The organism is Caldicellulosiruptor sp. DIB 104C (genome assembly GCF_028198085.1).
GTDB lineage: Bacteria > Bacillota > Thermoanaerobacteria > Caldicellulosiruptorales > Caldicellulosiruptoraceae > Caldicellulosiruptor > Caldicellulosiruptor saccharolyticus.
This window is the reverse complement of the sequence record NZ_CP116337.1, coordinates 1,620,284-1,645,240: the sequence shown is the minus strand read 5'-3', so window position 1 is coordinate 1,645,240 and position 24,957 is coordinate 1,620,284. Positions and strand designations below refer to the sequence as shown.

General features: G+C 35.2%; 20 protein-coding genes. 19 read left to right on the top strand and 1 reads right to left on the bottom strand.

Annotated features, from left to right (window positions below; translation table 11 throughout):
• Window positions 1–27: 27 nt before the first annotated feature.
• Window positions 28–480 (bottom strand): ACT domain-containing protein, encoded by a 453-nt coding sequence (locus PGC14_RS08255; RefSeq protein WP_271628649.1) that lies wholly within the window; start codon window positions 478–480, stop codon window positions 28–30.
• A 128-nt stretch (window positions 481–608) separates the two neighbouring features.
• Between PGC14_RS08255 and PGC14_RS08250 the strand changes: the two genes are divergently transcribed.
• From PGC14_RS08250 to PGC14_RS08160, 19 genes are all read left to right on the top strand, one after another.
• On the top strand, window positions 609–803 hold the full coding sequence (locus PGC14_RS08250; RefSeq protein WP_039767274.1) for a CLC_0170 family protein: 195 nt from the start codon (window positions 609–611) through the stop codon (window positions 801–803).
• A 15-nt stretch (window positions 804–818) separates the two neighbouring features.
• The gene (locus tag PGC14_RS08245) at window positions 819–2,414 is read left to right on the top strand and encodes a spore germination protein (RefSeq protein WP_271629871.1); all 1,596 of its coding nucleotides are present in this window, start codon (window positions 819–821) and stop codon (window positions 2,412–2,414) included.
• A complete protein-coding gene (locus tag PGC14_RS08240; RefSeq protein WP_039767270.1) occupies window positions 2,411–3,511 on the top strand; it encodes a GerAB/ArcD/ProY family transporter in 1,101 nt (366 codons plus the stop codon). Before PGC14_RS08245 ends, PGC14_RS08240 begins: the two co-directional genes overlap by 4 nt.
• Window positions 3,508–4,803 carry a Ger(x)C family spore germination protein gene (locus PGC14_RS08235; RefSeq protein ID WP_271628648.1) on the top strand — a complete coding sequence of 432 codons (1,296 nt, stop codon included), beginning with the start codon at window positions 3,508–3,510 and terminating at the stop codon, window positions 4,801–4,803. Before PGC14_RS08240 ends, PGC14_RS08235 begins: the two co-directional genes overlap by 4 nt.
• 72 nt (window positions 4,804–4,875) lie before the next feature.
• The gene (locus tag PGC14_RS08230) at window positions 4,876–5,568 is read left to right on the top strand and encodes a stage II sporulation protein R (protein ID WP_011916559.1); all 693 of its coding nucleotides are present in this window, start codon (window positions 4,876–4,878) and stop codon (window positions 5,566–5,568) included.
• A gap of 147 nt (window positions 5,569–5,715) precedes the next feature.
• Window positions 5,716–6,243, top strand: a complete 528-nt coding sequence (locus tag PGC14_RS08225) for an adenine phosphoribosyltransferase (protein ID WP_011916560.1) — start codon at window positions 5,716–5,718, stop codon at window positions 6,241–6,243.
• A gap of 47 nt (window positions 6,244–6,290) precedes the next feature.
• On the top strand, window positions 6,291–8,471 hold the full coding sequence (locus PGC14_RS08220; RefSeq protein WP_271628647.1) for a RelA/SpoT family protein: 2,181 nt from the start codon (window positions 6,291–6,293) through the stop codon (window positions 8,469–8,471).
• A 6-nt stretch (window positions 8,472–8,477) separates the two neighbouring features.
• Window positions 8,478–8,927, top strand: a complete 450-nt coding sequence (gene dtd / locus PGC14_RS08215; RefSeq protein WP_011916562.1) for a D-aminoacyl-tRNA deacylase — start codon at window positions 8,478–8,480, stop codon at window positions 8,925–8,927.
• 47 nt (window positions 8,928–8,974) lie between these two features.
• The gene (locus PGC14_RS08210; RefSeq protein ID WP_271628646.1) at window positions 8,975–9,574 is read left to right on the top strand and encodes an MBL fold metallo-hydrolase; all 600 of its coding nucleotides are present in this window, start codon (window positions 8,975–8,977) and stop codon (window positions 9,572–9,574) included.
• A 54-nt stretch (window positions 9,575–9,628) separates the two neighbouring features.
• Window positions 9,629–11,089 (top strand): coproporphyrinogen III oxidase, encoded by a 1,461-nt coding sequence (locus PGC14_RS08205; RefSeq protein WP_271628645.1) that lies wholly within the window; start codon window positions 9,629–9,631, stop codon window positions 11,087–11,089.
• Window positions 11,090–11,106: 17 nt separating this feature from the next.
• Complete coding sequence (locus PGC14_RS08200; RefSeq protein ID WP_011916565.1) at window positions 11,107–12,009, top strand: radical SAM protein; 903 nt, start codon at window positions 11,107–11,109, stop codon at window positions 12,007–12,009.
• Between the two features lie 28 nt (window positions 12,010–12,037).
• Window positions 12,038–13,210 (top strand): non-hydrolyzing UDP-N-acetylglucosamine 2-epimerase, encoded by a 1,173-nt coding sequence (wecB, locus tag PGC14_RS08195; protein WP_271628644.1) that lies wholly within the window; start codon window positions 12,038–12,040, stop codon window positions 13,208–13,210.
• A 69-nt stretch (window positions 13,211–13,279) separates the two neighbouring features.
• On the top strand, window positions 13,280–17,095 hold the full coding sequence (locus PGC14_RS08190) for a fibronectin type III domain-containing protein (protein WP_271628643.1): 3,816 nt from the start codon (window positions 13,280–13,282) through the stop codon (window positions 17,093–17,095).
• Between the two features lie 17 nt (window positions 17,096–17,112).
• Window positions 17,113–20,736 carry a fibronectin type III domain-containing protein gene (locus PGC14_RS08185; protein ID WP_271628642.1) on the top strand — a complete coding sequence of 1,208 codons (3,624 nt, stop codon included), beginning with the start codon at window positions 17,113–17,115 and terminating at the stop codon, window positions 20,734–20,736.
• A 16-nt stretch (window positions 20,737–20,752) separates the two neighbouring features.
• Window positions 20,753–21,580 carry an S-layer homology domain-containing protein gene (locus tag PGC14_RS08180; RefSeq protein WP_271628641.1) on the top strand — a complete coding sequence of 276 codons (828 nt, stop codon included), beginning with the start codon at window positions 20,753–20,755 and terminating at the stop codon, window positions 21,578–21,580.
• Between the two features lie 101 nt (window positions 21,581–21,681).
• Window positions 21,682–22,482 carry an ABC transporter substrate-binding protein gene (locus tag PGC14_RS08175; RefSeq protein WP_271628640.1) on the top strand — a complete coding sequence of 267 codons (801 nt, stop codon included), beginning with the start codon at window positions 21,682–21,684 and terminating at the stop codon, window positions 22,480–22,482.
• A 16-nt stretch (window positions 22,483–22,498) separates the two neighbouring features.
• Window positions 22,499–23,161 (top strand): amino acid ABC transporter permease, encoded by a 663-nt coding sequence (locus PGC14_RS08170; RefSeq protein ID WP_039766955.1) that lies wholly within the window; start codon window positions 22,499–22,501, stop codon window positions 23,159–23,161.
• A complete protein-coding gene (locus PGC14_RS08165; protein ID WP_271628639.1) occupies window positions 23,148–23,930 on the top strand; it encodes an amino acid ABC transporter ATP-binding protein in 783 nt (260 codons plus the stop codon). Before PGC14_RS08170 ends, PGC14_RS08165 begins: the two co-directional genes overlap by 14 nt.
• Window positions 23,931–24,045: 115 nt before the next feature.
• Window positions 24,046–24,957 carry a DMT family transporter gene (locus tag PGC14_RS08160; RefSeq protein WP_156823679.1) on the top strand — a complete coding sequence of 304 codons (912 nt, stop codon included), beginning with the start codon at window positions 24,046–24,048 and terminating at the stop codon, window positions 24,955–24,957.

Genomic DNA, 24,957 nt, shown 5'->3' with positions numbered 1-24,957 from the left:
TTCAAGTTTCCCTCCTTTTTGAAAACTTTAATATTCTTCTCTTCCTAAAATTTCAATTTTCTTAACTCCGTCAACTCTTTCTATTTCTTGAATCAACTCTTTTACAGACTTTGTCATATCGGATGTCCTTATAGATATTGTGACAGTTGCAATTCCACCCAAGGGAATGTTTTGGTTGATTGTAAGTATATTTGCGTTTGTGTCAGAGATAATATTTAGTATTTTAGAAAGAATTCCAGGTATGTCTTGCAAAACAAATGCAAGTGTAATTATCTTCCCTCTTGAGCTTTCAAAAAAAGGAAATATACAATCTTTGTATTTATAAAATGCACTTCTTGAGATTCCTACCAATCTAACAGCTTCGTTTACTGCCTTAACCTCACCCTTTTCTAAAAGCTCTTTTGCCTTGATGACTTTTAAAAAAACTTCAGGTAGCACGCTTTCCTCAACTATATAGTACGTGGCATCTTTCTTTAGCATTTTTGTTGTTCACCTAATATAAACAAATGTCTTTATGGAATGGATTTTAGCATACTCGGAGGCGAAATTCAAGTATAAAAAAAGATATTTTATTTCATATTAAATGGTTAGAGAGGGGATTTTATATGATGATAAGCCTTTCGGATATTATTACAAAGTATAGTATTTTAATGTTTTTCTTAAGTGGTATTTTAATATTCTTGCTTGACATAAGAGAGCTTAAATCAAAGAATTTAAAGAGAGAAACTAATTTGGCAAAAATTACAGGAAGTGTTTTAATCGTACTTGGTATCATCTTTTATATAGTAAAAATTTTCCTTTAAGAGTGGTGATTTTGGATATGGGATTTTTTTGAGATTATAAGAAGAAAAAGACAAAGAGAAAAAGAAAAGCAACACACACAAGAAGTTGAATTTGCTAAGGCAAAGGATGAGATTTCAAGAACAATTGATGACAATCTCAAATATATAAAAGAACTTCTTGTTGACAACGACGATATTGTGTACAGGGAGTTTTATTGTATGAATGTAAAATGCGCAACAGTGTTTGTGGACGGTCTTGTTTCAAGAGAGATTATAGACAGGGATGTTATAAAGCATCTTATGATTGAGACAAGCCTGATGGATGAAGATATAAGTCAAATCAATGCCTATGAAAAGATTTTAAACCATATCCTTGCAACCGCTGACATAAAAGAAGTTACAAGTTTTAAAAACGCTATCTTAGACCTTCTTTGTGGTGAGACGCTTCTTTTTGTGGACGGTAGCAATAAGATTATTAGAGTTTCAACTCGAAACTTTCCAAACAGAGGCATCCAACAGCCAATTACTGAAAATGCTGTAAGAGGCCCAAGAGATAGCTTTAATGAAGTCGTAAGGTTTTCAACAGCTGTTATTAGGCGAAGAGTAAGAGATACCCGCCTTAGAATGAAAAATATGAAGCTTGGGAGGCGTTCTCAAACTGATATATACCTTGTGTATATAGACGATATTGTAGACAAAGATGTTTTAAATGAGTTAAAGCAGAGATTATCTAAGATAGACATTGATGCAATAATTGACGGTGGAATGATAGAACAGCTAATTGAAGATGATGTATTTTGCTTTTTTCCAACAATACAGCACACAGAAAGGGTCGACACAGCGGTTGCTGCAATCTATGAAGGCCGAATTGTAATTTTGTGCGACAATACAAACACTGCTCTCATTGTTCCTGCAACTATTATGACTTCTATTCAGCATGCAGAGGATTATTACGAAAGATGGCATATAGCAACAGTTATACGCATACTGAGAGTTATTGCTGCCATTACTGCTATGACGCTCCAAGGCTTTTATATATCCATCTCATCCTTTACACCGAGCATGATTCCACCTGATTTAGGGCTCTTTATTGCTGCAACAAGAGAAGGTGTGCCAATTCCTGTTTTCATTGAAGCACTTTTTTTGGAGTTCATGTTAGAGCTTCTAAGAGAGGCGGGCTTACGACTTCCTGGACCAATTGGCCAGACTATTGGGATTGTAGGGGGATTGATTATAGGACAGGCTGCTGTACAAGCGGGGATTATTTCGCCTATTATGGTTATCCTTGTTGCAACAACCGCAATTGCGTCGTTTGCTGTACCTGCTTATAATCTTTCAATTTCTTTGAGGCTTTTGAAATTTGTATATATACTTGTTTGTGCAGCATTGGGACTTTATGGATTTATACTTCTCAGCCTCATTATATTGGGTAATCTCGTAAAACTCAAAAGCTTTGGAGTGCCAATACTATCGCCATTTGTCTCATTTGAAATTATGGACTACAAGGATGCAATTGTAAGACTTCCAACAAGATATCTTTGGGCAAGACCTATTTTTGCAAGTACACAACAAAAGATAAGAATGATGTATGAAAAAAGTCAACCACCAAGTGCGGCAGGTGAAAATAGATGATAATAAACGACAATGACAAAATATCCAGTTTTCAGTGTTTTGTCCTTTTTGTATCTGCTATGATTGGAATAGGTATTATGTTTATGCCATCAGGAGTTGCAAGATATGCCGACCAAAACGGCTGGATTGTAGTGCTTCTCGGTGGTATAATCTCCTTTTTGGCCTTTGTGCTTTTATCTAAGGTTGCAATGTCAAATCCAGATGTTACTTTTATAGAACTTTTAGACTCTGCATTTGGAAAAGTACTTGGCATAGTTTTTTCTTTTATTTACGTTATTTATTTTGTAGTTTTTTCTTCATTTGAAACAAGGCTAATTGCAGAGACAGCAAAAGAGTTCTTGTTTAATCTCACACCTACCGAAGTCTTAATAATCACATTTCTTTTGACATGTGGATATCTTTCAAGATATGGTGTTGAGGTCATAGCAAGAATGTGCGAGATTCTCATGCCAGGAATTATTGTAATCATAATTGTACTCTCCTTTTTTGTATATCAAAGACTTGATTTTTCAAATATCTTGCCAATTTTAAATATCCCTATCAAAAAGTTAATTCAAGGTATAGGGAGTACAATATTCAGTTTTTTAGGGTTTGAAGTTTTTTTATTTTTCTTACCATATATAAGAAGAAAAGATAAGTTAATCAAAAGTGCTTTTTTTGGGTTTTTAGTAACAATTTTAGTTTATGAGGTTATAATAATATTTTGCACTGCTGATTTTGGTTCGAAAGAGATGCAAACTATGGTTTGGCCCACTTTAAATCTTTTTAGAGATGTGACAGTTTTAGAGATTGTAATAGAAAGACCTGAAAGTATAGTTGTTGCTCTGTGGATGATAACAACATATACAACCGAGATTATATTTTTAATGGTAGCAAGTTTGATATTAGCAAGGATATTCAATACAAAAGAACATAACTTTTTCGTGTTTGCCCAGCTTCCGTTTATATATATCCTTTCTTTGATTCCACAAAATGTTTTAGAAACTCAAAAGTATATGGACTTTTTCAGCTACTTTTTTGCAACCTTTGCTGTTTTGATATTACCACTTATCACATATATTGTGCTTGTCTTTAAAAAGAAGGTGAAAAAAACATGAGAAGGTTGAAAATATCAGGTTTAGCATTGATGCTTTTTATAATAACCTTAACTTTTACAGGGTGCTGGGACAGGATTGAGATAGAAGACAGGGGATACATTTTAGCTCTTGGTGTTGATAAGTATGACCCGAGTGATTTGAACAAATATGAGAGTAAAGAATACATTGACCTTGAAAGAAAGACCGAAAAAATTCCACCAGACCAGAAAAAACCAGAGATTAGAACAGACAAGAAAGGCATTGACCCCAAGACAAAACGAAAGGTAAAACCACCTCTTCCTACTAAAGAAAATCAATATAAGTTCTCTGTTACTGTGCTTTTTCCAAATCTCAGAATGATGAGTAAGACCTCAAAAGCTGATGAACAGATGAGATTTTTGTTTGTAAGGCCGACAAATAATGTGCTTGGTATAAGAAACTACCTTGAAAGGGATATAAACAAAAGACTTTATTATGGGTATCTTAAGGTTGTTGTGTTAGGAAGGGATTTGGTGGCTGACCCGGGCCTTGTAAAAGAAGTTTTGGACTCATTAAATAGAGACAAAGACATTCCACAAAATACCTTTTTATATGTTTCAGAGACAACTGCGAGAGACACTTTAAATACAATGCCTCTTGTTCAGCCTGTGACGGGAATTCACCTTTTTGAGATTTCAAAAAACGCAACAGTATATGGGAGAATTATAGAAACACCTCTCAGTGAAGTTATAAACAATTTTATAAATTCAAAATGCGCTGTTATCTCAAGAGTAGAGCCGGGAATTGAGACATTGAGAATAGCTGGTGCGGCAGTTTTGAAAAACTATAGGTTTGTTGGATGGCTTGATGAAAAGCAACTCATAGTTTACAAACTTTTGATGGGCAAGGCAAAACATACATTGATTGATGATTTAAAATACAAGTCCACATATGTTCCATTTATCACAACAGAGGTCCAGACTAAAAAAAAGTTAGAAGACAAGAATGGTAGAATAAAGGTTATATACAATCTCCGAATTGAAGGTGAAGTAAACCAGTTTGTTTTTCAAAGTGGTTATAAAGTTTTAGAAGATCCCATGAGAAGCTATATACAAAGTCAGCTTGAAAAAATCATCAAACAAAAGGCAAACGAAGTTGTAAATCTTTTAAAATACAAATACAATGCTGATATCTTGGGTGTTGGGGACTTTATTTCGAAAAGAAAGCCAGAAAGCTGGGAAAGACTTAAGAAAAACTGGGATGATGAATTTAAAAAGATTGAGATAGTAGTTGTGCCTGATGTAAGATTGAGAAGAAGTGGTACCATTTATTGAAGATAGACATGTATAAAACTTCTCTTTTGTGGCAATGCTAAAAAAAGAAAGGTTAAATCAAGGAGAGAAAAAATGACGCTAAGTAGAAAGAAAATTCAAGAATATCTCTTTGCAGCTTTGCTTTCTCTGCTGTGTTTTGTTTTTGCTTATTGGTACTTGAGCTTTAGAGAACTTAATAATCTTCAAAATGAGTTGGCAAACCAAGTTATAAGGCTTCATATTCTTGCAAACAGCAACTCAAAAAAAGACCAAGATTTGAAGATATATGTAAGAGACAAGCTACTTGCTTATCTTTCTTACAAAGTGGACTACTCAAAGGGCAAGAGCTATATACTAAGACAAATTGCAGAGCAAAGGCCTCAAATAGAAAGATACTTACAGCAGCAAATAGCTCAAAAAGGGTATAACTACAGCATAAAAGTAGCCATACAAAAAGATTTGTTCCCAAACAGAATCTACAATGGCTTTTTGTTTCCCTCTGGGGTTTATGACGCAGTGAAGGTATTTATAGGAGAAGGTGGTGGAAAGAATTGGTGGTGTGTAATATTCCCTCCGCTTTGTATTGTTGACGAGGCAAAACTTGAGCTTCCTGATGAAGCAAAAAAGGAGCTTAAGAAATCACTTACAAAAAAAGAGTATATGATTGCTACAAACTACAGCAGCATTGATAAGATGCCTGTAAAGCTGAAGCTTAAAATATATGAAATACTAAAGACAAAGTTTTACAAAGAGGCATGGTTTAAAAGAGTGTTCAAGAATATATAAAATGTAAAAAAGCTCTTTTATTTCCCTTGTGAAATAAAAGAGCTTTTTATTTTTTTGAAAGATTTGAAGAGTAGGTATTCAAAAATTATTATCTTTTTTGATATACTTAATATCGTAAACACTAATTTGATAACAGGAGGATATGGAATGAATCTCAAGGAAAAATTTAGACACGTTTTGAATTTTCCAAAAGAGGGTATAGATTTTATTGATATAACAACAGTTTTGCAGGACAAGGACGCATTCAAGTATGCAATTGACTCCTTAGTTAACTTGGTAAAAGACCTTGACTTTGACCTTATTGTTGGTCCTGAATCAAGAGGTTTTATCTTCGGCGCACCAGTTGCATATGTATTGAACAAAGGCCTTGTACTGGTCAGAAAAAAAGGAAAACTTCCATACAAAACTGTATCTGTTGAGTATGAACTTGAATATGGCAAAGACATACTTGAGATGCACATTGACGCAATACAGCCAGGGCAAAAGGTTGTCATAATAGATGACCTTTTAGCAACAGGGGGTACAACACTTTCTAATATAAAGCTTGTTGAAAAGCTTGGTGGCAAGGTTGTCGGTATTGCATACCTTGTTGAACTTACCTATTTGAACGGAAGAGAAAATTTAAAAGGATATGACGTGAGGTCTGTTGTTCAGTTTGAATCTTCACTGATTTAAAAATTAAAGCCAAAAAAGTGGGCCAAAAATTAAAGTGGTCCATCGAGGTGGAATGGAATTTGAGTGACAAATTTGAACAGCTAATAGAAAAGGTGAAAAAGTACGCAACAGAGGAAGATGTCAATCTAATTAAAAAGGCATATGAATTTGCAAAAAAATATCATGACGGACAAGAAAGAAGCTCTGGTGAACCATATATAGTACATCCTTTAGAGGTTGCTTTGATTTTAGCTGACCTTGAGCTTGACATTGCTTCAATTGTTGCAGGACTATTGCACGATGTCGTAGAGGATACCTCTGCTTCACCTCAAGAAATCGAACAAGAGTTTGGTGGCGAAATTGCATCTTTGGTTGATGGTGTTACAAAACTTGGAAAGCTTGAGTTTACAAGCAAGCTTGAGCAGCAGGCGGAGAACTATCGTAAGATGCTTATTGCAATGGCAAAGGATATAAGAGTGATTTTGATTAAACTTGCTGACAGGCTTCATAATATGAGGACGTTGAAATACCTTCCACCAGAAAAACAGCGCCAAAAAGCACAAGAGACAATTGACATCTATGCACCGCTTGCACACAGACTCGGAATTTCAAAGATAAAATGGGAGCTTGAGGACTTAGCTCTTCGCTATCTTGACCCAGAAGGCTATTATGACCTTGTTGAAAAGATTGCTAAAAAGAGGGTTGAAAGAGAGGAGTATATCCAGAGGATTATTAATCTTATATCAGAAAAACTCAAAGAAGCAAACATTGAGGTTGGTCAGATAGATGGAAGGCCAAAACACTTTTACAGCATATACAGAAAGATGAAGCAACAGGGAAAAACATTAGAAGAGATTTACGACTTGTTTGCTATAAGAATTATTGTAAACTCTGTAAAAGATTGCTATGGAGTTCTTGGTATAATTCATACATTGTTTAAGCCAATGCCAGGCCGTTTTAAAGATTATATTGCAATGCCAAAGCCGAACATGTATCAGTCACTTCACACAACGGTAATAGGACCTGAAGGAGAGCCGTTTGAGGTACAGATTAGGACTTTTGACATGCACAGAACAGCAGAATATGGAATTGCTGCACACTGGAAGTATAAAGAGGGGAGAATAAAGTCTACTGATGAGGATGAGAAATTTGCATGGCTCAGAGAACTTTTGGAATGGCAAAAAGAACTAAAAGATGCAAAAGAGTTCATGGAGTCTTTAAAGATAAACCTCTTCTCTGATGAGGTATTTGTGTTTACACCAAAAGGCGATGTTATAAGCCTGCCACAGGGTTCAACTCCCATTGACTTTGCATATGCAATCCACAGCGAGATAGGAAATAAAATGGCAGGAGCTAAAGTCAATGGCAAGCTTGTTCCAATTGACTATGAACTCAAAAATGGTGATATTGTTGAGATTATTACATCCCCCAATGTACACGGGCCAAGCCAGGACTGGCTCAAGATAGTAAAAAGCCCTCAGGCAAAGAGCAAAATCAATGCATGGTTCAAAAAAGAAAGGAAAGAAGAGAATATCCAAAAAGGAAAGGACATTTTAGAAAAGGAAATCAAGAAGATGAATCTTCCATTGCAATATGCCTTTAAGGAAGATGTCTTGCAGGCAGTTTCACAGCGCTACGGATACAGAACATCTGAAGACATGTTTGCAGCACTTGGCTATGGCGGAATTACAGTTGGCAAGATTGCCCTGAGGATCAAAGAAGAGATAAAAAAGTACATCAAAGATGACACAAACAAGGAGATTCAGACTGAAAAACCAAAACCAGCCAAAGCCTCTTCTAACAATGGTATTTTGGTAAAAGGTGTTGAAAATGTACTTGTGAGGTTTGCTAAATGCTGCAATCCTGTACCGGGTGATGAGGTGATAGGGTATATAACAAGGGGGAGAGGCGTTTCAATCCACAGGCGTGACTGTCCGAATGTTGAGCAGTATTTAAAAGAGCCTGAGCGAATAGTCGAGGCTGAGTGGCATGTGACAAAGGACGCAAAGTTTGACGCACAGATTCATGTTTTGGCAAACGACAGAACAGGTATTTTGATGGATATAACAAACCTATTGGGTGAGAACAAGATTTCAGTAAAAGCAATTCAGGGAAGAACAACGCGCGACAGGATTGCAAACATCAATTTAACTGTTGAGATAAGCTCAACCGAGCAGCTTGAAAAGATTATAAGAAAACTTAGAAAAATTGACAGTGTATTTGATGTTCAGCGTGTAAAAGGAGGCTAAAGCGTTTTGAGAGCAGTTGTACAAAGGGTAAAAAGAGCATCTGTTGCTGTTGATGGAAATGCAGTTGGAGAGATTGACAAAGGACTTTGTATATTGCTTGGGGTTGCAAACGATGATACAGAAGAAGATGCCAACTATCTTTGCGAGAAGATTGTAAATCTTAGGATATTTGAGGATGAAACATCTAAATTTAATCTATCATTAAAAGACATAGATGGAGAAGTTTTGGTGGTCTCAAACTTTACAGTCATGGGTGACGCAAGAAAAGGAAGGCGACCAAACTTTATGTTTGCAGCTGACAAAGAAAAGGCAGAAAGGCTTTATAACTATTTTGTAGAAAGGCTAAAAGGATTGGCAAAGAAGGTTGAGTGCGGAATTTTTCAGGCACATATGGAAGTTGAGATTGTAAATGACGGTCCTGTTACAATTCTTCTTGACAGCAAAAAAGTTTTTTAAATTTATCTTTTTGTTTTCTTATAAAGTAGAGGGGGTAAAGAATTTAAATGTTTTTTAAATGTATTGAGGTTGGAGATATTCTGACAAACTGCTATATCTTTGGGGAGAAGGAAGTTGTGATAATTGACCCAGGGGATGATGCAACAAAGATTGAAAATGTAATTGTGGAGAATAAACTTGTGCCATGTGCCATACTTCTTACACATGGTCATTTTGACCATATTTTGGGCTGTCATTATCTTAAGCAAAGATTCAAGCTGCCAATTTATGCACATGAAAATGAAAAAGAAATATTGCTAAATCCTGCGTATAATCTCTCATATATTGTTGGCTGTGAGGTAACAATAAACTGTGATGAGTATTTTAAAGATGGTGATGTACTTGAGTTTGGAGATTTGAGTTTTAAGGTAATTCACACACCAGGGCACACACCGGGATCAAGCTGCTTTTTGTACGGTGGCGATATTCTTTTTTCAGGCGACACGCTTTTTAAAGACTCTTATGGCAGGTGCGACCTTCCACTTGGAGATGAACGACAGATTTTTGAGTCTATAAAAAATAAACTTTTGACTTTGTCAAAGAGCACAAAAGTTTATCCAGGTCATGGGATTCCTACTACAATAGGTGATGAGTTGAAAAATTTTTAAGGTAAATAATAAAGGAACTTATAGCAAATAAGCAAGCTATAAGTTTTTTATTTTATGTTTTTTAGATTTTTTGTAAAAAGGGGTAAGCTTGAGTTGAGGATTACATACTGTTCAAATAGCCAAAAATTTTTATACGATTTTCAGCATATAATCAGAGCATTTTACCCAGGCGCTGAACTTATGTTTGGCAATGGTGGAGATATTCATTTTGAGGCACATTTTGATGGCTTTAATGTTAGGATACAAACAGAGATGGAAAATAAAGAAATTGTAGTAAAAAACTTTATACTCACAGACGATGACCATGAGTCAAAGAGGATATTTGGCCGAAATCTTTATGACATTTTAAAGACTTTGACTGGTAAGGAACTTCCATGGGGTATTTTGACAGGGATAAGACCCACTAAAATAGCATATCCGCTTGTGGAGGCAAATCTTCCAGATAAAGAAGCCTCAGAATATTTGCAAAGGGAATACTATATTTCAAAGAAAAAAAGCTATTTTCTTCTTGAAGTTGCTAAAAATGAAATCAATATTTTGAATAGAGCAGATTCTTCTGCTGCTTGTTTGTACATTGGGATACCTATCTGTCCGACTAAGTGTTTATATTGTTCATTTTCTTGCCATGAACTGACCAAAAGAATAGAATCGCTTTTGAGCCTTTACACTCAAGCACTTTTGACAGAGCTTGAAAAAACTTATAAGCTAATTGAGGAAAATAAAAACAAGATTGTTGCTATTTATTTTGGCGGTGGAAGTCCGGCTGTCATAGGCGTTCAGAATATAAAAAGAATTTTTGAGAGCTTGTTTGCCAATTTGGATGTAAAAGATATTCGTGAGACCACATTTGAGGCAGGAAGACCAGATACTATTAATCGCGAGCTTTTGGAACTTTTGGCTCTTTATAAAAAGGACTTTAACATAAGGCTTTGCATTAACCCACAGACATCAAATGACCAAACATTAAAGATAATCGGCCGAAATCATACATTTGATGACATTAAAAAGGCATTTGAACTTGCAAAAGAATACGGCTTTGAAAATATAAACAGTGATGTGATTTTAGGTCTTCCAAACGAAATAGAGGAAGACTTCAAAAAGACAATTTACGATGTATTAAACTTAGGGCCTGCTTCTATTACAGTTCATACACTCTCAATAAAAAGGGCAAGTTTACTGAGGTTTAAGTGGCAGAACTATCGGTTCATGGACGAACATACAGTAAACAGCCTTCTTGATTGGGCAAGAGCAATTTTGAAAGAAAGGGGATATATTCCATACTATATGTATAGACAAAAGAATATGATAGGGAACTTTGAAAACGTAGGGTATTCAAAGAAAGGTTTTGAAGGTCTTTACAATGTAATGATAATGCAAGAAAAGCACAATATCTATGCCTGTGGTGCAAAAGCTGTTTCAAAGTTCATATTTGAAAATGACAGGATTGAAAGAATGTTCAATCCTGCTGATATACAGATTTACATTTCACGAATTTTAAATATTGAAAAGCTTTAAAGGAGGGACAACCATTTTTGCGCTACTTACAACTTCTTGAAAGCTGTACAATTTGTCCTCGTGAATGTAGGGCAAATAGACTTAAAGGTGAGACTGGATTTTGCGAAATTGCAGGTGGGATTAAGGTTTCCAAAGCATTTTTGCATTTTTGGGAAGAGCCATGCATCTCTGGTAAAAACGGTTCTGGCACTGTATTTTTCTCAGGATGTAATATGGGTTGTGTGTTTTGCCAAAACTATGAAATTAGCCAAAAGAGGTTTGGTGTGTATATAGATGTTGAAAAACTTGCAATGATATTTTTGAGTCTGCAGGCAAAAGGTGCTCACAATATAAATCTTGTAACCCCCACAATCTATGTTCCATATATAATTGAGGCTCTTGAAATTGCAAAAAGAAAAGGGCTTTCTATTCCAGTTGTTTACAATACATCAGCCTATGAAAAACCAGAGACAATAGAACTTTTGAGAGGATATGTAGATATATTTTTGCCAGACCTCAAATATTTTGATGATGAAACAGCCAAAAAATACTCAAACGCACCTTTATATTTTGAATATGCTACAAAGTCAATCCTAAAAATGTATGAGATTGTTGGAGATGTGAAGATTGAAAATGGTATAATGAAAAAAGGTGTGATAATTCGTCACTTGGTTTTGCCAATGCACACAAACGACTCAATAAAGGTGCTTAGCTGGATAAAGGATAATCTAAAAGGGAAGGTTCTTTTGAGCCTTATGAGCCAGTACTATCCAATGTACAGGGCAGGTGAGTACAAGGAGATTTCAAGAAGGCTTACAAAAAGGGAGTATCAAAAGGTTGTAAACTTTGTGTTAGAAAATGGCCTTGACTATGGATATATTCAGGACTTAGATTCTGCAACAGACAAATACACTCCTGATTTTGATTTGGAAGGAATATAAATACGAAAGAAAGGATGGCTGCAAAACTATGATAAAAACCTTAATAGTGTTCGGTACAAGACCAGAGGCAATCAAGATGGCACCTTTGATAAAAGAGCTTCAAAGTGATTCACACTTTGAGGTTCGGATTTGTGTCACAGCCCAGCATAGGCAGATGCTTGATCAGGTTTTGGATATATTTAAAATAAACCCGGATTATGATTTGAACATTATGAAACAAAATCAGAGCCTTTATTCTCTAACAGCTGATGTAATAATAAAGTTTGAAGAGGTTTTAAAAAAAGAAAAGCCAGACATTGTTTTGGTGCATGGTGACACAACTACAACCTTTGCATCAGCTTTATCCTCATTTTATTTTAAAACAAAGGTTGGACATGTTGAAGCAGGGCTTAGAACTTATAATAAATTTTCACCTTTTCCAGAGGAAATGAACAGAAAGCTCACAGCAGTGCTTTGCGATATTCACTTTGCCCCAACAAGAAGAGCTAAGCTAAATTTGCTAAACGAAGGTGTTGAGGAAAAGGATATTTTTGTAACAGGAAATACAGTTATTGATACTTTGAAATATACCGTAAAGCAAAACTATAAGTTTAGAGAGCCAATTCTAAATGAGATTGATTATACAAAAAGAATAATCACTCTTACTGCTCACAGGCGTGAGAATTTTGGGAAACCGCTTGAGAACATATTTGAAGCAGTCTTGTGCCTGGCAGACTCTTTTGATGACATTCTTTTTGTATATCCTGTGCATCTGAACCCTAATGTGAAAGATGTTGCAGAAAGAGTTTTGAAAGGTCATCCAAGAATCATCTTGACAGGTCCCATTGATGTTGATGATATGCATAATCTCATGGCAAGAAGTTACTTGGTCTTGACAGACTCTGGCGGTCTTCAGGAAGAGGCGCCTTCATTGGGAAAACCTGTTGTTGTTTTGAGGGATACAACAGAAAGGCCGGAAGCAGTTTTAGCAAACACAGTAAAGGTTGCTGGTACAGATAAAGAGAGGATAATTGAAATAGTGGAAAAGCTTCTGACTGACAAAGAAGAGTACTCTAAAATGGCTCATGCAGTAAATCCTTATGGTGATGGATTTGCGTCAAGGAGAATAAAGGATGCACTTTTATACTATTTCGGTTACAAGAAAGAAACGCCAGAAGAGTTTAAAGGAAGTGACATGTACGTGCAGAAACTTTACAGATAGGTTTTAAAAGCCGATTAATAAGTTATGAAAGAAAGTTATTGAAGATTTATTTGCAAGGTGGGATTATTAATGTACAACATAATGAAAAAACTGATTGCTATTTTGTGTATTGTGGGAATTTTGACACCTAATTTTAATTTACAAGGTTATTCCCAGACCTTGAGTTCTTCATTAAGCTTGACAGTTGTACGTGATAGCAATGGCGTTTATAAAATAACAAAAAATTCAATTTCAATCAAATGGAGTGCGGTTGAAGAAGCAACTTATTATACAGTTGAAGCTGCTTATTCAAACAGCCGAATAGATTTTTCAACTGTAACTACCAATACATATTGTGATATAACTGGACTTGCCCCAGCAACCCTCTATAAGATAACGGTGTCTGCAAAAGATCAAAATGACAAGGTTATAACTTCCCAATCAATTTATGTTATTACAGAGTTTAAACTCTCTGCCCAACCAGAGCCAGACCCTGTAAAAGAGGAGGATATTCCGCTTGGGTCAGGCGGAGAACACCCAAAGCTTATTATATATTTTAACAAAATAGACATTTCGCCCGATTTTCAAGATGATGTAGGATTTAGAGGCTATAATATCTTTGTTGGAAAAAGCCAAACAGCCTCAGATGCTAATCAGTATTTTGTTGATAGTACTACGAATGAAGTATATAAATATCAAGGGGATGTAAATACTACTATTCCGATAAGGCTTGTAAAAGATGGGCAGGAGCAATTTGCTTCAGAAGATAGAGGAATAGTGAGCTTAACTGTATATGATAAATACGATGGAATTGACACACCAGAGCTTTATCCTGGTACAATGTACTACATTACTATGAATCCCAAATTAGACAACACAGCTGTTATATACAAGCCACTTAGCAATATATCTAGTCCTACTTTGATGCAAGTAAGTGCTGCAAAGATAGGCGAGATTGAAAAGGACGGAAAGATTTTGGCTTTGGTAAGGGTGCAGTGGCGTGGTGTTGATCCCGGCAATTATAAGCAGGATGAGATAAAGTATCAGGCTTATTATGCGACAAGTGCAAACGAACTTCCAAGAGATAACCTTCCTCCTCAGAATATCTTTGCAACAACTTCGTATTATCAAAATGAGGCTTATATACCAGGTCTTTCTATGACAACAAAGTACTATTACATACGAGTTGAGGCAGTCTTTGCAGATGGAACAAGAATTCCGTCTGCTTTGATAAAGGTTTCAGTTACTGAGCTCACTGACATTCCACCAACACCCAGGAATTGTCAAGCTGAGAAACTATCACAAACCGAAATTAAGGTTTCATTCGACAAACCTGTTTCTGACGATGCGTATTACAGGTACCAGATTTGGTATTCAACTCAGTACCAAGATGTATTAGATGCTAATAATAATCCCACTGTGTACAAGCTTGTATATCCATCCGAGAGCTATAATCCTAATATAGATGGATTTGTTTCAAGTGATTTTATAAAAGATGGAACAAAATATAGCTACATTATCAAAAATCTAAATCCCAACACAGTTTACTATTTCAAGATAAGAATAATAAATATTGCTGACCCAGACAATCCAAAGAAATCTGATTTTTCCCTTGTGTTTGTGGGTACAACAGAAACAATACCAACCTTATTAGTTCCTCCAATTGACGACAACTTTGTAACAAAGATAGACTCAGATACCGACAAAATTGTAATCTATACGTATCAAGATAATCTATTAAAAGAAGTACATGACAAGGTATATGAATATGTAAAAAACAGTGTAGTATTTACAAATTATCAAAATGTTCAAGAGTCTGTGTATTATCAAGTATATGTTTGTGAGTCTATTTGGGATGAAAACAAAGTGGTTGTACACTTTGAGCTTTCAAGTGATGACCTCAAGAGCCAAAATCGAATTGAGATAAACAATTTAAAACCAAATACCATTTACTACATCAGATTTAAAGTAAGAGTTTTGCTTCTTGATAAAAATTATTTTTCAGATTTTAGCAAGGCTTATGTAGTTACAACAAAACCTCAACCGGTGCCTCCAACCATTTCAAGACCAGAGATTCCCAAAAACTTTATGATAGCACCAGAAGATGAAGCTTTGACCCAGGTTTCTGTAAAGCTGAGGTGGGATACAAAACAAAATCAGTCTTATGTAATTCTTCAGACGTTTAGACCTTTAGAGGACAATAGTTTGAGCTTGGATGATACAATTAGGTATTTTACAAATACTTTAAAACAAAGAGTTGAAATTTATTCGCAGAGCCAATCAGGGGGTTTTGTGTTAGAAAAGGTGGTATATGACCCGAATTATCCTAATGCTCCGGTTGGTGCAAAGGTGTATAAATATGTTACATCACCTTGTGTTTTTAATAACCTTGCTCCAAATACGCTTTATTATTTCTCAATCAAGGCAATAGAAAATGGCTTAGAGTCTTACTGGGGAAGCATAGCCATTACAACATCGCCTATAGAAAAGCCTGAAAATTTAATCATTTTATCAAGAGACTCAAGTGGTCATGGTTTAACAGTCCAGTGGCAGGGAAGTCAAGCTTATGGTTATCAGATTTTTGTAAAAACAGAGAGCGATACTGGTTTTACTTTAGTGTACTCTGGCAATATAACTCCTTCTTCCATAATTGACTCAAGAACAGCTCTTTTTAAATACTATATCGGAAATCTTAAGTCAAATACTCTTTATTACATCAGAGTAAGAAGTATTCATATCCCTACAGGCAAGGTTTCTTTGTTTGCTGAAATTTTGGGAAGAACACTATTTAATCAAAGTGACTTTGACCAAGATCAGAAAAAAATTAAAGAACAAGAGGAGAACAGAATAAGAGAAATTCAAAGCCAAAAACAGACTACAGTAGTTTTAGAAAATAGCTCTGATAGATATTTTCTCTATATAATTGACCAAAATGCTTTAGATGAGATAGAAAGATCAAATAGCAGTGAATTTATTATTGACTTGACAAAGGCACTGTATAGTAATGCAAAAGGACAGGTCCAATTTTCATACAGAGTGGCTGACAAGCTTGAAAAGATGCAAAAAACTCTTGTGATAAAGTACAGGAATATAACAATAAAAGTACCAGCAGGTGCTCTGAATGTTCCTGAAGTTGAGATGCTTTCTAAAAGATATAACATTGATAAAGGAAATATCTTGCTTTTTGCTGAGGTGGCATTGGCTTCATGGCAAAGTATTCCTTCAATGTACAGTGCAGATTCGGATGTAGTAAGTTTTAAATTCTCTGCCAAATATTACTACAATGATGATATACCTATTTCAAACCTTCCAAAGCCCATAGATGTTACTATGTTCTACAATACGCCAATTGTGTTGCCAAATGAAACAAGAGTTGTCTACAACTTTTCGGATAGCAGTTTTGTAAGTAGCTTTAGCATTGATAAGATGGCAAACAAAGTTATGTTTAATACTACTAAAACAGGAATATATGGTATTTTAAAAACTTCAGCTTCTTCAACTTACACAAGTAGCAAATACAAAGATGACATAGTTTATCTTGCTCAAAAATACAATCTCAACGATTTGTACTCCAGCTTTTCTAAAGTCTTGACTCAGGAATATGCTGAGGTGGTTTTGAATACAGTATTTGCCTCGGCAGTAGAAAACATCAAAAATGGCTATCTTACAAGACAAGAAGCAATTTATCTTCTGGCTAAGGTTTATGAGACTAAAAAGAATACATCGGTGGATAATATTCTGATTACTAAGTCTACTAATTTTAATCCTGATGGAAGATATAAAAAGTATATACTTTCTATGATGTCAATTGGGGTAGTAGACATAGATTTAAACCCAACTGATAGTATAAATGTTGATGAGTTTGTTCACTACGTTGTCAACTTAGAAAGACTTCTAAATTTCTAAAGAATGGGTGATTCCAAATGAGACTTTTTGCTAAAAGACTAATTTGCATATTTTTGTTGATTTCTTTTGTTTTTAGTCTAATACCATTAACAGTTTTATCGCAAACTACAATTGTGCTTCCTGCACCCCAGCAACTTTCTATTGCAATGCAAAATAATCTGCCAAGAATAGAGGTTGGGCAAGACGGTACAATTACAATATATTTTTCATGGCAATATTCTTATTCTGATTTTGACTATTTCGAGCTATACTTGGGGGATGACCCTAACAAGTTCAGCTATGTATATACAATCTACAAAAATGTAGACCCAAATTTAACTGTAACAAATGAACAAAATTATGTTTATAAAGTTCAAGGACTTCCCGATGGGCAAAAGATACCAAGTGGTACAATCTTCTATGCAAAGATAAGAGCAGTAAAAGTTTTGCAACAGCAGACAGGAAATGTTGTATATTACTCATCTTATTCTAATACCATAGTTTTTTTAACTCCAATATTTGTTGAAGCTACTACAGCTTCAGAAACTTCGATTGACATTGTTTGGGATGATGTGTATTATGCAGGAAAAAGGATTGACTATGATATATATGTATCAAAAGATATAAGCTTTACCACACCAACTAAATACCAAATTGACGGGGATAGAATTACACTTTTGCAGAGCCAAAAACCAGGCGGAAGAGTTGAGATTCTGCCAAACAGAAAGTTAAAATATACAGTAACAAATCTTGCGCCGAGCAGTTTATACTACGTAAAGATTTTGCCCAGGAATCTACCCTCTGAGGTAATTTGGCGAGACCCTCAGACATACACCCCGCCAAATCCAAAGATAATTGGCGAGGCTGCAACCTACATTCAGGCAGAGGCCCAAAGAATTGCTGACAATGTAGTGTGGCTCAAATGGGCAAAGGTTAGTATTGCTGTAGGAAATGATTATGAGATATATAAGGGTAGCAAAGACCAAGTACCAACCTTGCTTGGTACGGTTTCAACAAATGAGTTTTTTGCAATGGTGAGTATAACCGAGGATGTATTTTTCAGAATTCAAGTTGATGTGATTGATGCATTTGGAAGGAAGGTCTCAATAAGGTCTAATGATTTGTATGTACATCCCTATACACTGCCTTATGCTCCACCAGCAGTAGAAGATTTGACAGCTTTTCCAAAAAGTCAGGACACTATAACCCTAAGGTTTAAGATTCCTTCTGATAAAGAGGTTGTGTATGACTTTTATTACAAAAAGTATATTGATACAAACTCAGACTTTACTCTATATGTTCCCAATTACCAGATGAAAGATTCTGATATTGAGAAGGATGCCAACAACATTCCTACTGACTACTATAGATTTGACATTACTGGACTTGAAAAAAATACTGTATATGTCTTGAAAGTAGTTGTAAAGAAAAGATTCTTTGACTATGAATCTGGTACTTACATATACAGAGAATCAACACCTGCCATGGCGATCTCCTATACACTATCTGGAGATATTGCTCCGCCAACCACCCCCACATCACTTTCTGTGGTGTACTGCACATATGATAGTGTAACGCTTTCTTGGACGCCCATTTACATTGCAGGTACTCAACCACCTGTAATTGACCAGAGTATATCATATGAGGTGAACTTTGCACTATATAAGGATGGTATGGACCTAACTCACCCAGAAAATCTTGACTTGACAAATTTTCAAAGAGTTGTACTTTCAAATCCTCAAATTGACTCAAGTGGCAAGATAACTTTTAAGGTGGGAAATTTAAATCCTGATACAAGATATGTATTTTTCATAAGAGCAATTAGGAGGATAGATAACAAAGACTATTATTCACTGCCTTCAAATGTAGTTATGGCAACAACACTTGCAAAGTATGAAGTGCCTCTTCCTTCAAAGCCGCCGATTGTCGAAAATTTGAGTGTAGTATCAACTACATACAATACCATAACACTTTCATGGCAGTTTATGGAAAATCTCTATTTTGAGATTCAGATTTCGGAGGATATAAAAAATAGTAGTGGATGGAAAACAATATCTGATAGTTTCAAGCCTTCTATAAAAGAAATTGACTATCAAGCAGGTATTTGTTATTTCACAGCAAAAGATTTAAAACCGGATACATTGTACTACTTTAGGGTAAGAGCTTATATCATAAAAGACAACCAGAGAATTTATTCAGAATATAGTAGTCCTGTGTTTGGTAAGACCAAAAAAATGCCACCACCAAAGACACCAATTGCCTTTGGAATAAAAGATTACGGTAAAGACTATGTTGTTTTTGTATGGGAACTTGCAGAAACAGGAAGAAAGTACATGATTGAGATTGCAGACAACATTTCTTTTACAAACTCACAAAAGTATACAACTGATGTAGACATAACAGAGTATAAGGTTGATAAGCTAAAACCAAACACACGTTATTATGCAAGGCTTTTTGCAATTGGCTCAGACGGGCAAATGTCGCAGGCTACTGACATTATCTCATTTATTACAAAAAAGGATGTGAGTGAATACACAGGGGTAGTTGAACCGATTGAAGATACAACAGCTCCTACGGTGATAACTGAAGATGTTTCTAACAAGACAATGATTATTGAAATTACCTATAAATACGTAAATGACACATTAGATTCAAAACCGGTTGTGATAGACTTTACAAAAAGGGCAAATAATGTAATTTCGCAGTTTTTATTAAAGATAAGATATGATGTTTTAGGTGCACTTATAAGACTTAACAAGAGTTGTCAAGTTATCTTGGATGAAGCAAATGCCGAGTTTGATTTTAGCAGTCTTAATGTAGATGAGTTAAAAAAGCTTTCCATTTCTAATTTTTCGCCAAGTAATATATATGTACAGCTTTCTTTTGTAAAGAGCAGTAGCAAGTTTAACATTCCAAATGCTATCTCAGAAATTTATGACATAAAATTTTTGGCTTTGACATCAACCCAGCAAATTGGTATTAGCAGTTTTAACTCTCCAATAAGTTTTAGTATTTCAAATAGGGAACCTTGGTCAACCATCGTACCTTATGTATTTGATCCAGTTATTATGAACTGGAAGCTACCGAGTTCTTATAAGCTTTCAAATGATAACAAAAATGTATCTTTTATCTTAAACTGTCCACAAGCAGTTGTGATTACAAGAAAAGGATTTTACAATGACATTGTACAAAGTAGTTATGCATCAAAGCTTTATTATTTATTCCAAAGCATTCCAAGTGATGACCAAAGTAGTTCCATAGGCATAAAAAATCCTGTTGGAAAGTTAGAACTGGCTTCATTTTTGGTTTACTTTGCAGAGAAGAAAAGACTTTACAGATTTGAGGTTATAAGTGAATATGTGGAAAAGGCATATAAAGCAGGTCTTATTAGCAGCATTGATGATAATTCTTATCTTACAAAAGAAGCTGCAGTTGATATGCTTGTTAAATTTTATGAGATTTACACAGGTGATAAGATTGCTACTGAAAATATAACGTGGAATAAGAGAGGGGTTGACGATGCATATATTGATTCAATTAAGAAAGCTTATAAAATGGGATGGCTTTTTGACTATGTGACGTTCAATCCAAAAGAGACTGCAACAAGAGAGTATGTTTTGGCAGTGTTTTATCACATTGTTTCAAGAATTACTGGAAAGTAAGGGGGCAGTTTAAAAATTGAGAAAAAGTATATTTAGTTTGTGCGTAACTGTTTTATTGATATTTAGTGCAATTAAAGTTTTTGCAGCTGATGTGTGGTGCAAAGTAGAATATTATTACAACGGCACAAATTATATGAAGGTGACGCTTTATTCGAAGAGTAACAAAACTTACTATGTAAAAGGATTTACCAGGGATTCTGACAATCAGGTGAGTATATATTTTTCAGATAAGAAAAATTTAATTTCTGACACAAATACAGTTCTTATACCACAAAGCATGTTTCTGATGCCGGTAAGAGTAATATTGGTAAACTCAGATGGCTCTCCTTTGTTTAGCGATATTAAAGATTCTCCATATAAAGATTACATCTTATACCTTGCAAGTATTGGAAAGATTGATGGATATAAAGATGGTACTTTCAGGCCCAAAAAAGGCGTAACACGTCAAGAGTTTGCAAAGCTTTTTGTAAATGTTTTTGATATAAAGACAAATCAAAGTGTAACAAGATATTCTTTTGCAGATATAAAAGATTGCTGGGCGAAAAATGAGATTGAAACTTTGGCTAAAATGGGGATATTAACAGGTGTGAAAGGCAAAAATGGGGTTTTGTACTTTAAGCCACAAGAAGGCATTACTTATGAGCAGGCAATTGCTATTATTGCAAGATATTTAAAATTAGAGGCTGTTTCAAAGAAAGATTATAAGTCGTGGGCAAATGATTATATAAATGCCTTTATTGACAATAATCTTCTGAGTGAAAAAGAGATAAATGTTTTAAAATTGAATAGCTTTGCAACACGTGAGTGGATTGCATACATTTTGAGCAAAGCTGTATTAAGATAGGTACAATGAGAGCCAGAAATAAGGTATTGATAAAAACAAAAATGGGTGTATAATTATAACGTATGTTTATAAATCTGACCAACGAAAGGAGTATGAAGGCGGTGTATAAAAAACTAATTGCTGTTTGTCTACTTGTTCTATTTATAGCTACATTTTTGAGTGGTTGTGGTAATAAAAACCAAAACATTTCCACACTGCAAAAAATAAAACAAAATAAAGAGTTTGTAGTTGGAATGGACAATACGTTCCCGCCCATGGAGTTTACAGATGATAACAACAACACAGTTGGGTTTGATGTTGACCTTGCAAATGAAATAGCAAAAAGGCTTGGTGCCAAACTTAAAATTGTTGCAGTTGACTGGAGTGGGATTCAAACTGCTCTCAAATCCAAGAAATTTGATGCTATAATTTCATGCTTTAGTATTACAGATGAAAGAAAGAAGGCATTTAACTTAGCTGGTCCATACCTTTATATTCGTCAGGTTATTGCTGTTAAAAAAGGTGATACCTCTATTAAGAGTTTTGAAGATTTGAAAGGTATTAAGATAGGTGTTCAGGCAAACACCACAGGTGATAGTGCTGTTCAAAAGATGAAGTTTATAAACTATGAAAAAGATGTAACAAGGTATGAGAGGATTACTGATGCTTTTAATGATCTGGACATTGGTAGAATAAAGGCTGTTGTGATTGATAGTGTTGTTGCATATTACTACAAAAAGCAAAATCCTGAAAAGTTTGATATAGCACCAGCTGAGCTTGAAAAGGAGCCTGTTGGTATTGCACTCAGAAAAGAGGATAAAGACCTTTATGAAGAGATTCAAAAGATTTTGAACCAGCTAAAGGAAGATGGAACTATCGCAAAGATATCAAAGAAATGGTTTGGCGAAGATATTACCAAGTAAATAGAGGTGGCAGAAGTTGGCTGAAAATGTCATAATAAAATACTTCCCTGTGCTTTTGAAAGCAAGCGTTGTTACAATCGAGCTCACTGCAATTGCAGTAACAATTGGGCTTGTTTTTGGACTGATTGCAGCGCTGTTTAGAATTTCGAAGCTGAAAATTTTAAATTTAATAGGTAGCTTTTATGTTTGGCTATTTAGAGGTACTCCACTACTTTTGCAGATATTCTTCATTTACTATGGTCTTCCCAAAATTATTCCTGCACTTACCCTGCCTGCTTTTTTAGCAGGAGCAATTGCTCTTATTATTAACTCTGGAGCATACACAGCAGAGATAATAAGAGCTGCTATTTTGTCTATTGACAAAGGCCAGTATGAAGCTGCAAAAGCTTTGGGTATGACATACCTTCAGACAATGAGGTATATAATTGTTCCGCAGACATACAAAAGACTTATACCACCTATTGGCAATGAATTTATCGCGCTTTTGAAAGACTCATCCCTTGTGTCTACAATAGGAATGGTTGAACTAATGCGTGCAGCACAACTGAAAGCATCTCAAACAGGAAGGGATGCAGAGATTTATATTGCTGCGCTTATTATCTACTTAGCACTCACCACAGTTTTTTCCACAATATTTAATTGGCTTGAAAAGAGGCTGGGGAGATATGAAGGACAATGAAATGACAAACAGGAAAATGATTATAGCAAAAAACATTGTCAAGTACTTTGGACATAACCTCATATTGGACAAGGTCTCGTTAGAAGTTGATAGAGGAGAGGTTGTAGTAATTATAGGACCTTCTGGTTCAGGCAAGAGCACATTTTTGAGGTGTCTTAATCACTTAGAGAGGATTAACTCAGGGTACATTGAGATTGACGGGTTTGTAATTGAGGATAAAGGACTTCATGAAAAACACAAAAAGCACAGTCCAAAGGAGATAGCAAAGTTTTGTTCTCAGATAGGGATGGTGTTTCAGCGATTTAACCTTTTCCCTCACATGACAGCACTTGAAAATGTCATAATTGGTCCGATTGTTGTCAATAAAATGAAAAAGGAAGAAGCAATGGAGATTGGACTTGAGCTTCTTGATAAGGTGGGATTAAAAGATAAGGCAAATTCATACCCTGCTCAGCTTTCTGGTGGGCAGCAGCAAAGAGTTGCAATTGCCAGAGCTTTGGCTATGAAACCCAAAGTGATGCTGTTTGATGAGCCAACATCTGCGCTTGACCCAGAACTTGTCGGCGAAGTTTTGAACGTTATGAAAGAGCTTGCAAATGAAGGAATGACAATGCTTGTTGTAACTCACGAGATGGGGTTTGCAAGAGAGGTTGCTGACAGGGTTGTGTTTATGGACAAAGGGAAGATAATCGAAGAGGGGCTACCGGATGAGATTTTTACAAACCCGAAAGAAGAGAGAACAAGACAGTTTTTGCAAAAGATATTGTGAACAGTTTAAAGAAAATAAGCTGCTTGGCTGGATTTTTAAAGGGCTGTCTGAAGGCAATATTGGCAGCCCTTCAAGTTTATGTATAAAATTATAAATGAAAGGAAGAAGTATTAAGTTGGGCACAAGAAAAAGGATTTTAGCGGATGGAATACTTCTTTTTGTCACAATGGTGTGGGGAAGTTCATTTGTGCTTATGAAGAATACAATCTCCCAGCTTCATCCTTTGACATTTTTGGCAATAAGGTTTTTGTTAGCATGGCTTGTTGTCACAGCAATATTCTGGAGAAATCTTAAAAAATTAAAACCAAAAGAAATAGTTTATGGAGGCATAATTGGTTTTTTTCTTTTCTTAGGAATGGCTCTGCAGGTTGTGGGATTAAAATACACGTACGCATCAAAATCAGCGTTTATAACAGGTTTGACAGTAGTTTTAGTGCCTATTTTTGCAGGTATAATTGAAAGAAAGGTTCCCAGAGTAAATGTCATAGTTGGTGTAATTTTTGCTTTTGTAGGGCTCTTCCTTTTAAATGGAGCTAAAATCTCACATTTTAACTTTGGAGATTTTCTTACCTTGCTTGCAGACTTTGGATTTGTTTTTCAGATTATATTCATTGACATCTTTACATCAAAAGAAAATGTGAGTACAATCAACATTGCAATATTTCAGCTCATGAGCGCTGCTGTTTTGTATATTATATTTTCTTTGGTCTTTGGAGTAAATCCTTTTAGTATCAAGCTTACATTAAATTCACTACTTACAATCTTAATCACAGGCATTTTTGGAACGGCTCTTGCTTTTACAGCACAGGTTTTTGTTCAAAAATACACAACACCAACTCACACGGCTTTGATATTCTCTGCCGAACCTGTGTTTGGTGCGATATTTTCTGCATTAATTCCTTCTACAGTTACTCACACAACTGAAATTTTGCCTTTGATTTCTTACATAGGATGTGGTTTAATCTTGATTGGTATGATCATAGCAGAGCTAAGCTTTAATAAAAATCTGGATATGGAGTTGAGCTGA

What these genes read in the sequence shown, in the direction of transcription:
- PGC14_RS08240 (WP_039767270.1), top strand. Translation starts at nt 2,411, where the DNA reads ATGATAATAAACGACAATGACAAAATATCCAGTTTTCAGTGTTTTGTC.
- PGC14_RS08250 (WP_039767274.1), top strand. Translation starts at nt 609, where the DNA reads ATGATAAGCCTTTCGGATATTATTACAAAGTATAGTATTTTAATGTTT.
- PGC14_RS08235 (WP_271628648.1), top strand. Translation starts at nt 3,508, where the DNA reads ATGAGAAGGTTGAAAATATCAGGTTTAGCATTGATGCTTTTTATAATA.
- PGC14_RS08225 (WP_011916560.1), top strand. Translation starts at nt 5,716, where the DNA reads ATGAATCTCAAGGAAAAATTTAGACACGTTTTGAATTTTCCAAAAGAG.
- PGC14_RS08190 (WP_271628643.1), top strand. Translation starts at nt 13,280, where the DNA reads ATGTACAACATAATGAAAAAACTGATTGCTATTTTGTGTATTGTGGGA.
- PGC14_RS08185 (WP_271628642.1), top strand. Translation starts at nt 17,113, where the DNA reads ATGAGACTTTTTGCTAAAAGACTAATTTGCATATTTTTGTTGATTTCT.
- PGC14_RS08210 (WP_271628646.1), top strand. Translation starts at nt 8,975, where the DNA reads ATGTTTTTTAAATGTATTGAGGTTGGAGATATTCTGACAAACTGCTAT.
- PGC14_RS08165 (WP_271628639.1), top strand. Translation starts at nt 23,148, where the DNA reads ATGAAGGACAATGAAATGACAAACAGGAAAATGATTATAGCAAAAAAC.
- PGC14_RS08205 (WP_271628645.1), top strand. Translation starts at nt 9,629, where the DNA reads ATGTTTTTTAGATTTTTTGTAAAAAGGGGTAAGCTTGAGTTGAGGATT.
- PGC14_RS08255 (WP_271628649.1), bottom strand. Translation starts at nt 480, where the DNA reads ATGCTAAAGAAAGATGCCACGTACTATATAGTTGAGGAAAGCGTGCTA.
- PGC14_RS08230 (WP_011916559.1), top strand. Translation starts at nt 4,876, where the DNA reads ATGACGCTAAGTAGAAAGAAAATTCAAGAATATCTCTTTGCAGCTTTG.
- wecB (WP_271628644.1), top strand. Translation starts at nt 12,038, where the DNA reads ATGATAAAAACCTTAATAGTGTTCGGTACAAGACCAGAGGCAATCAAG.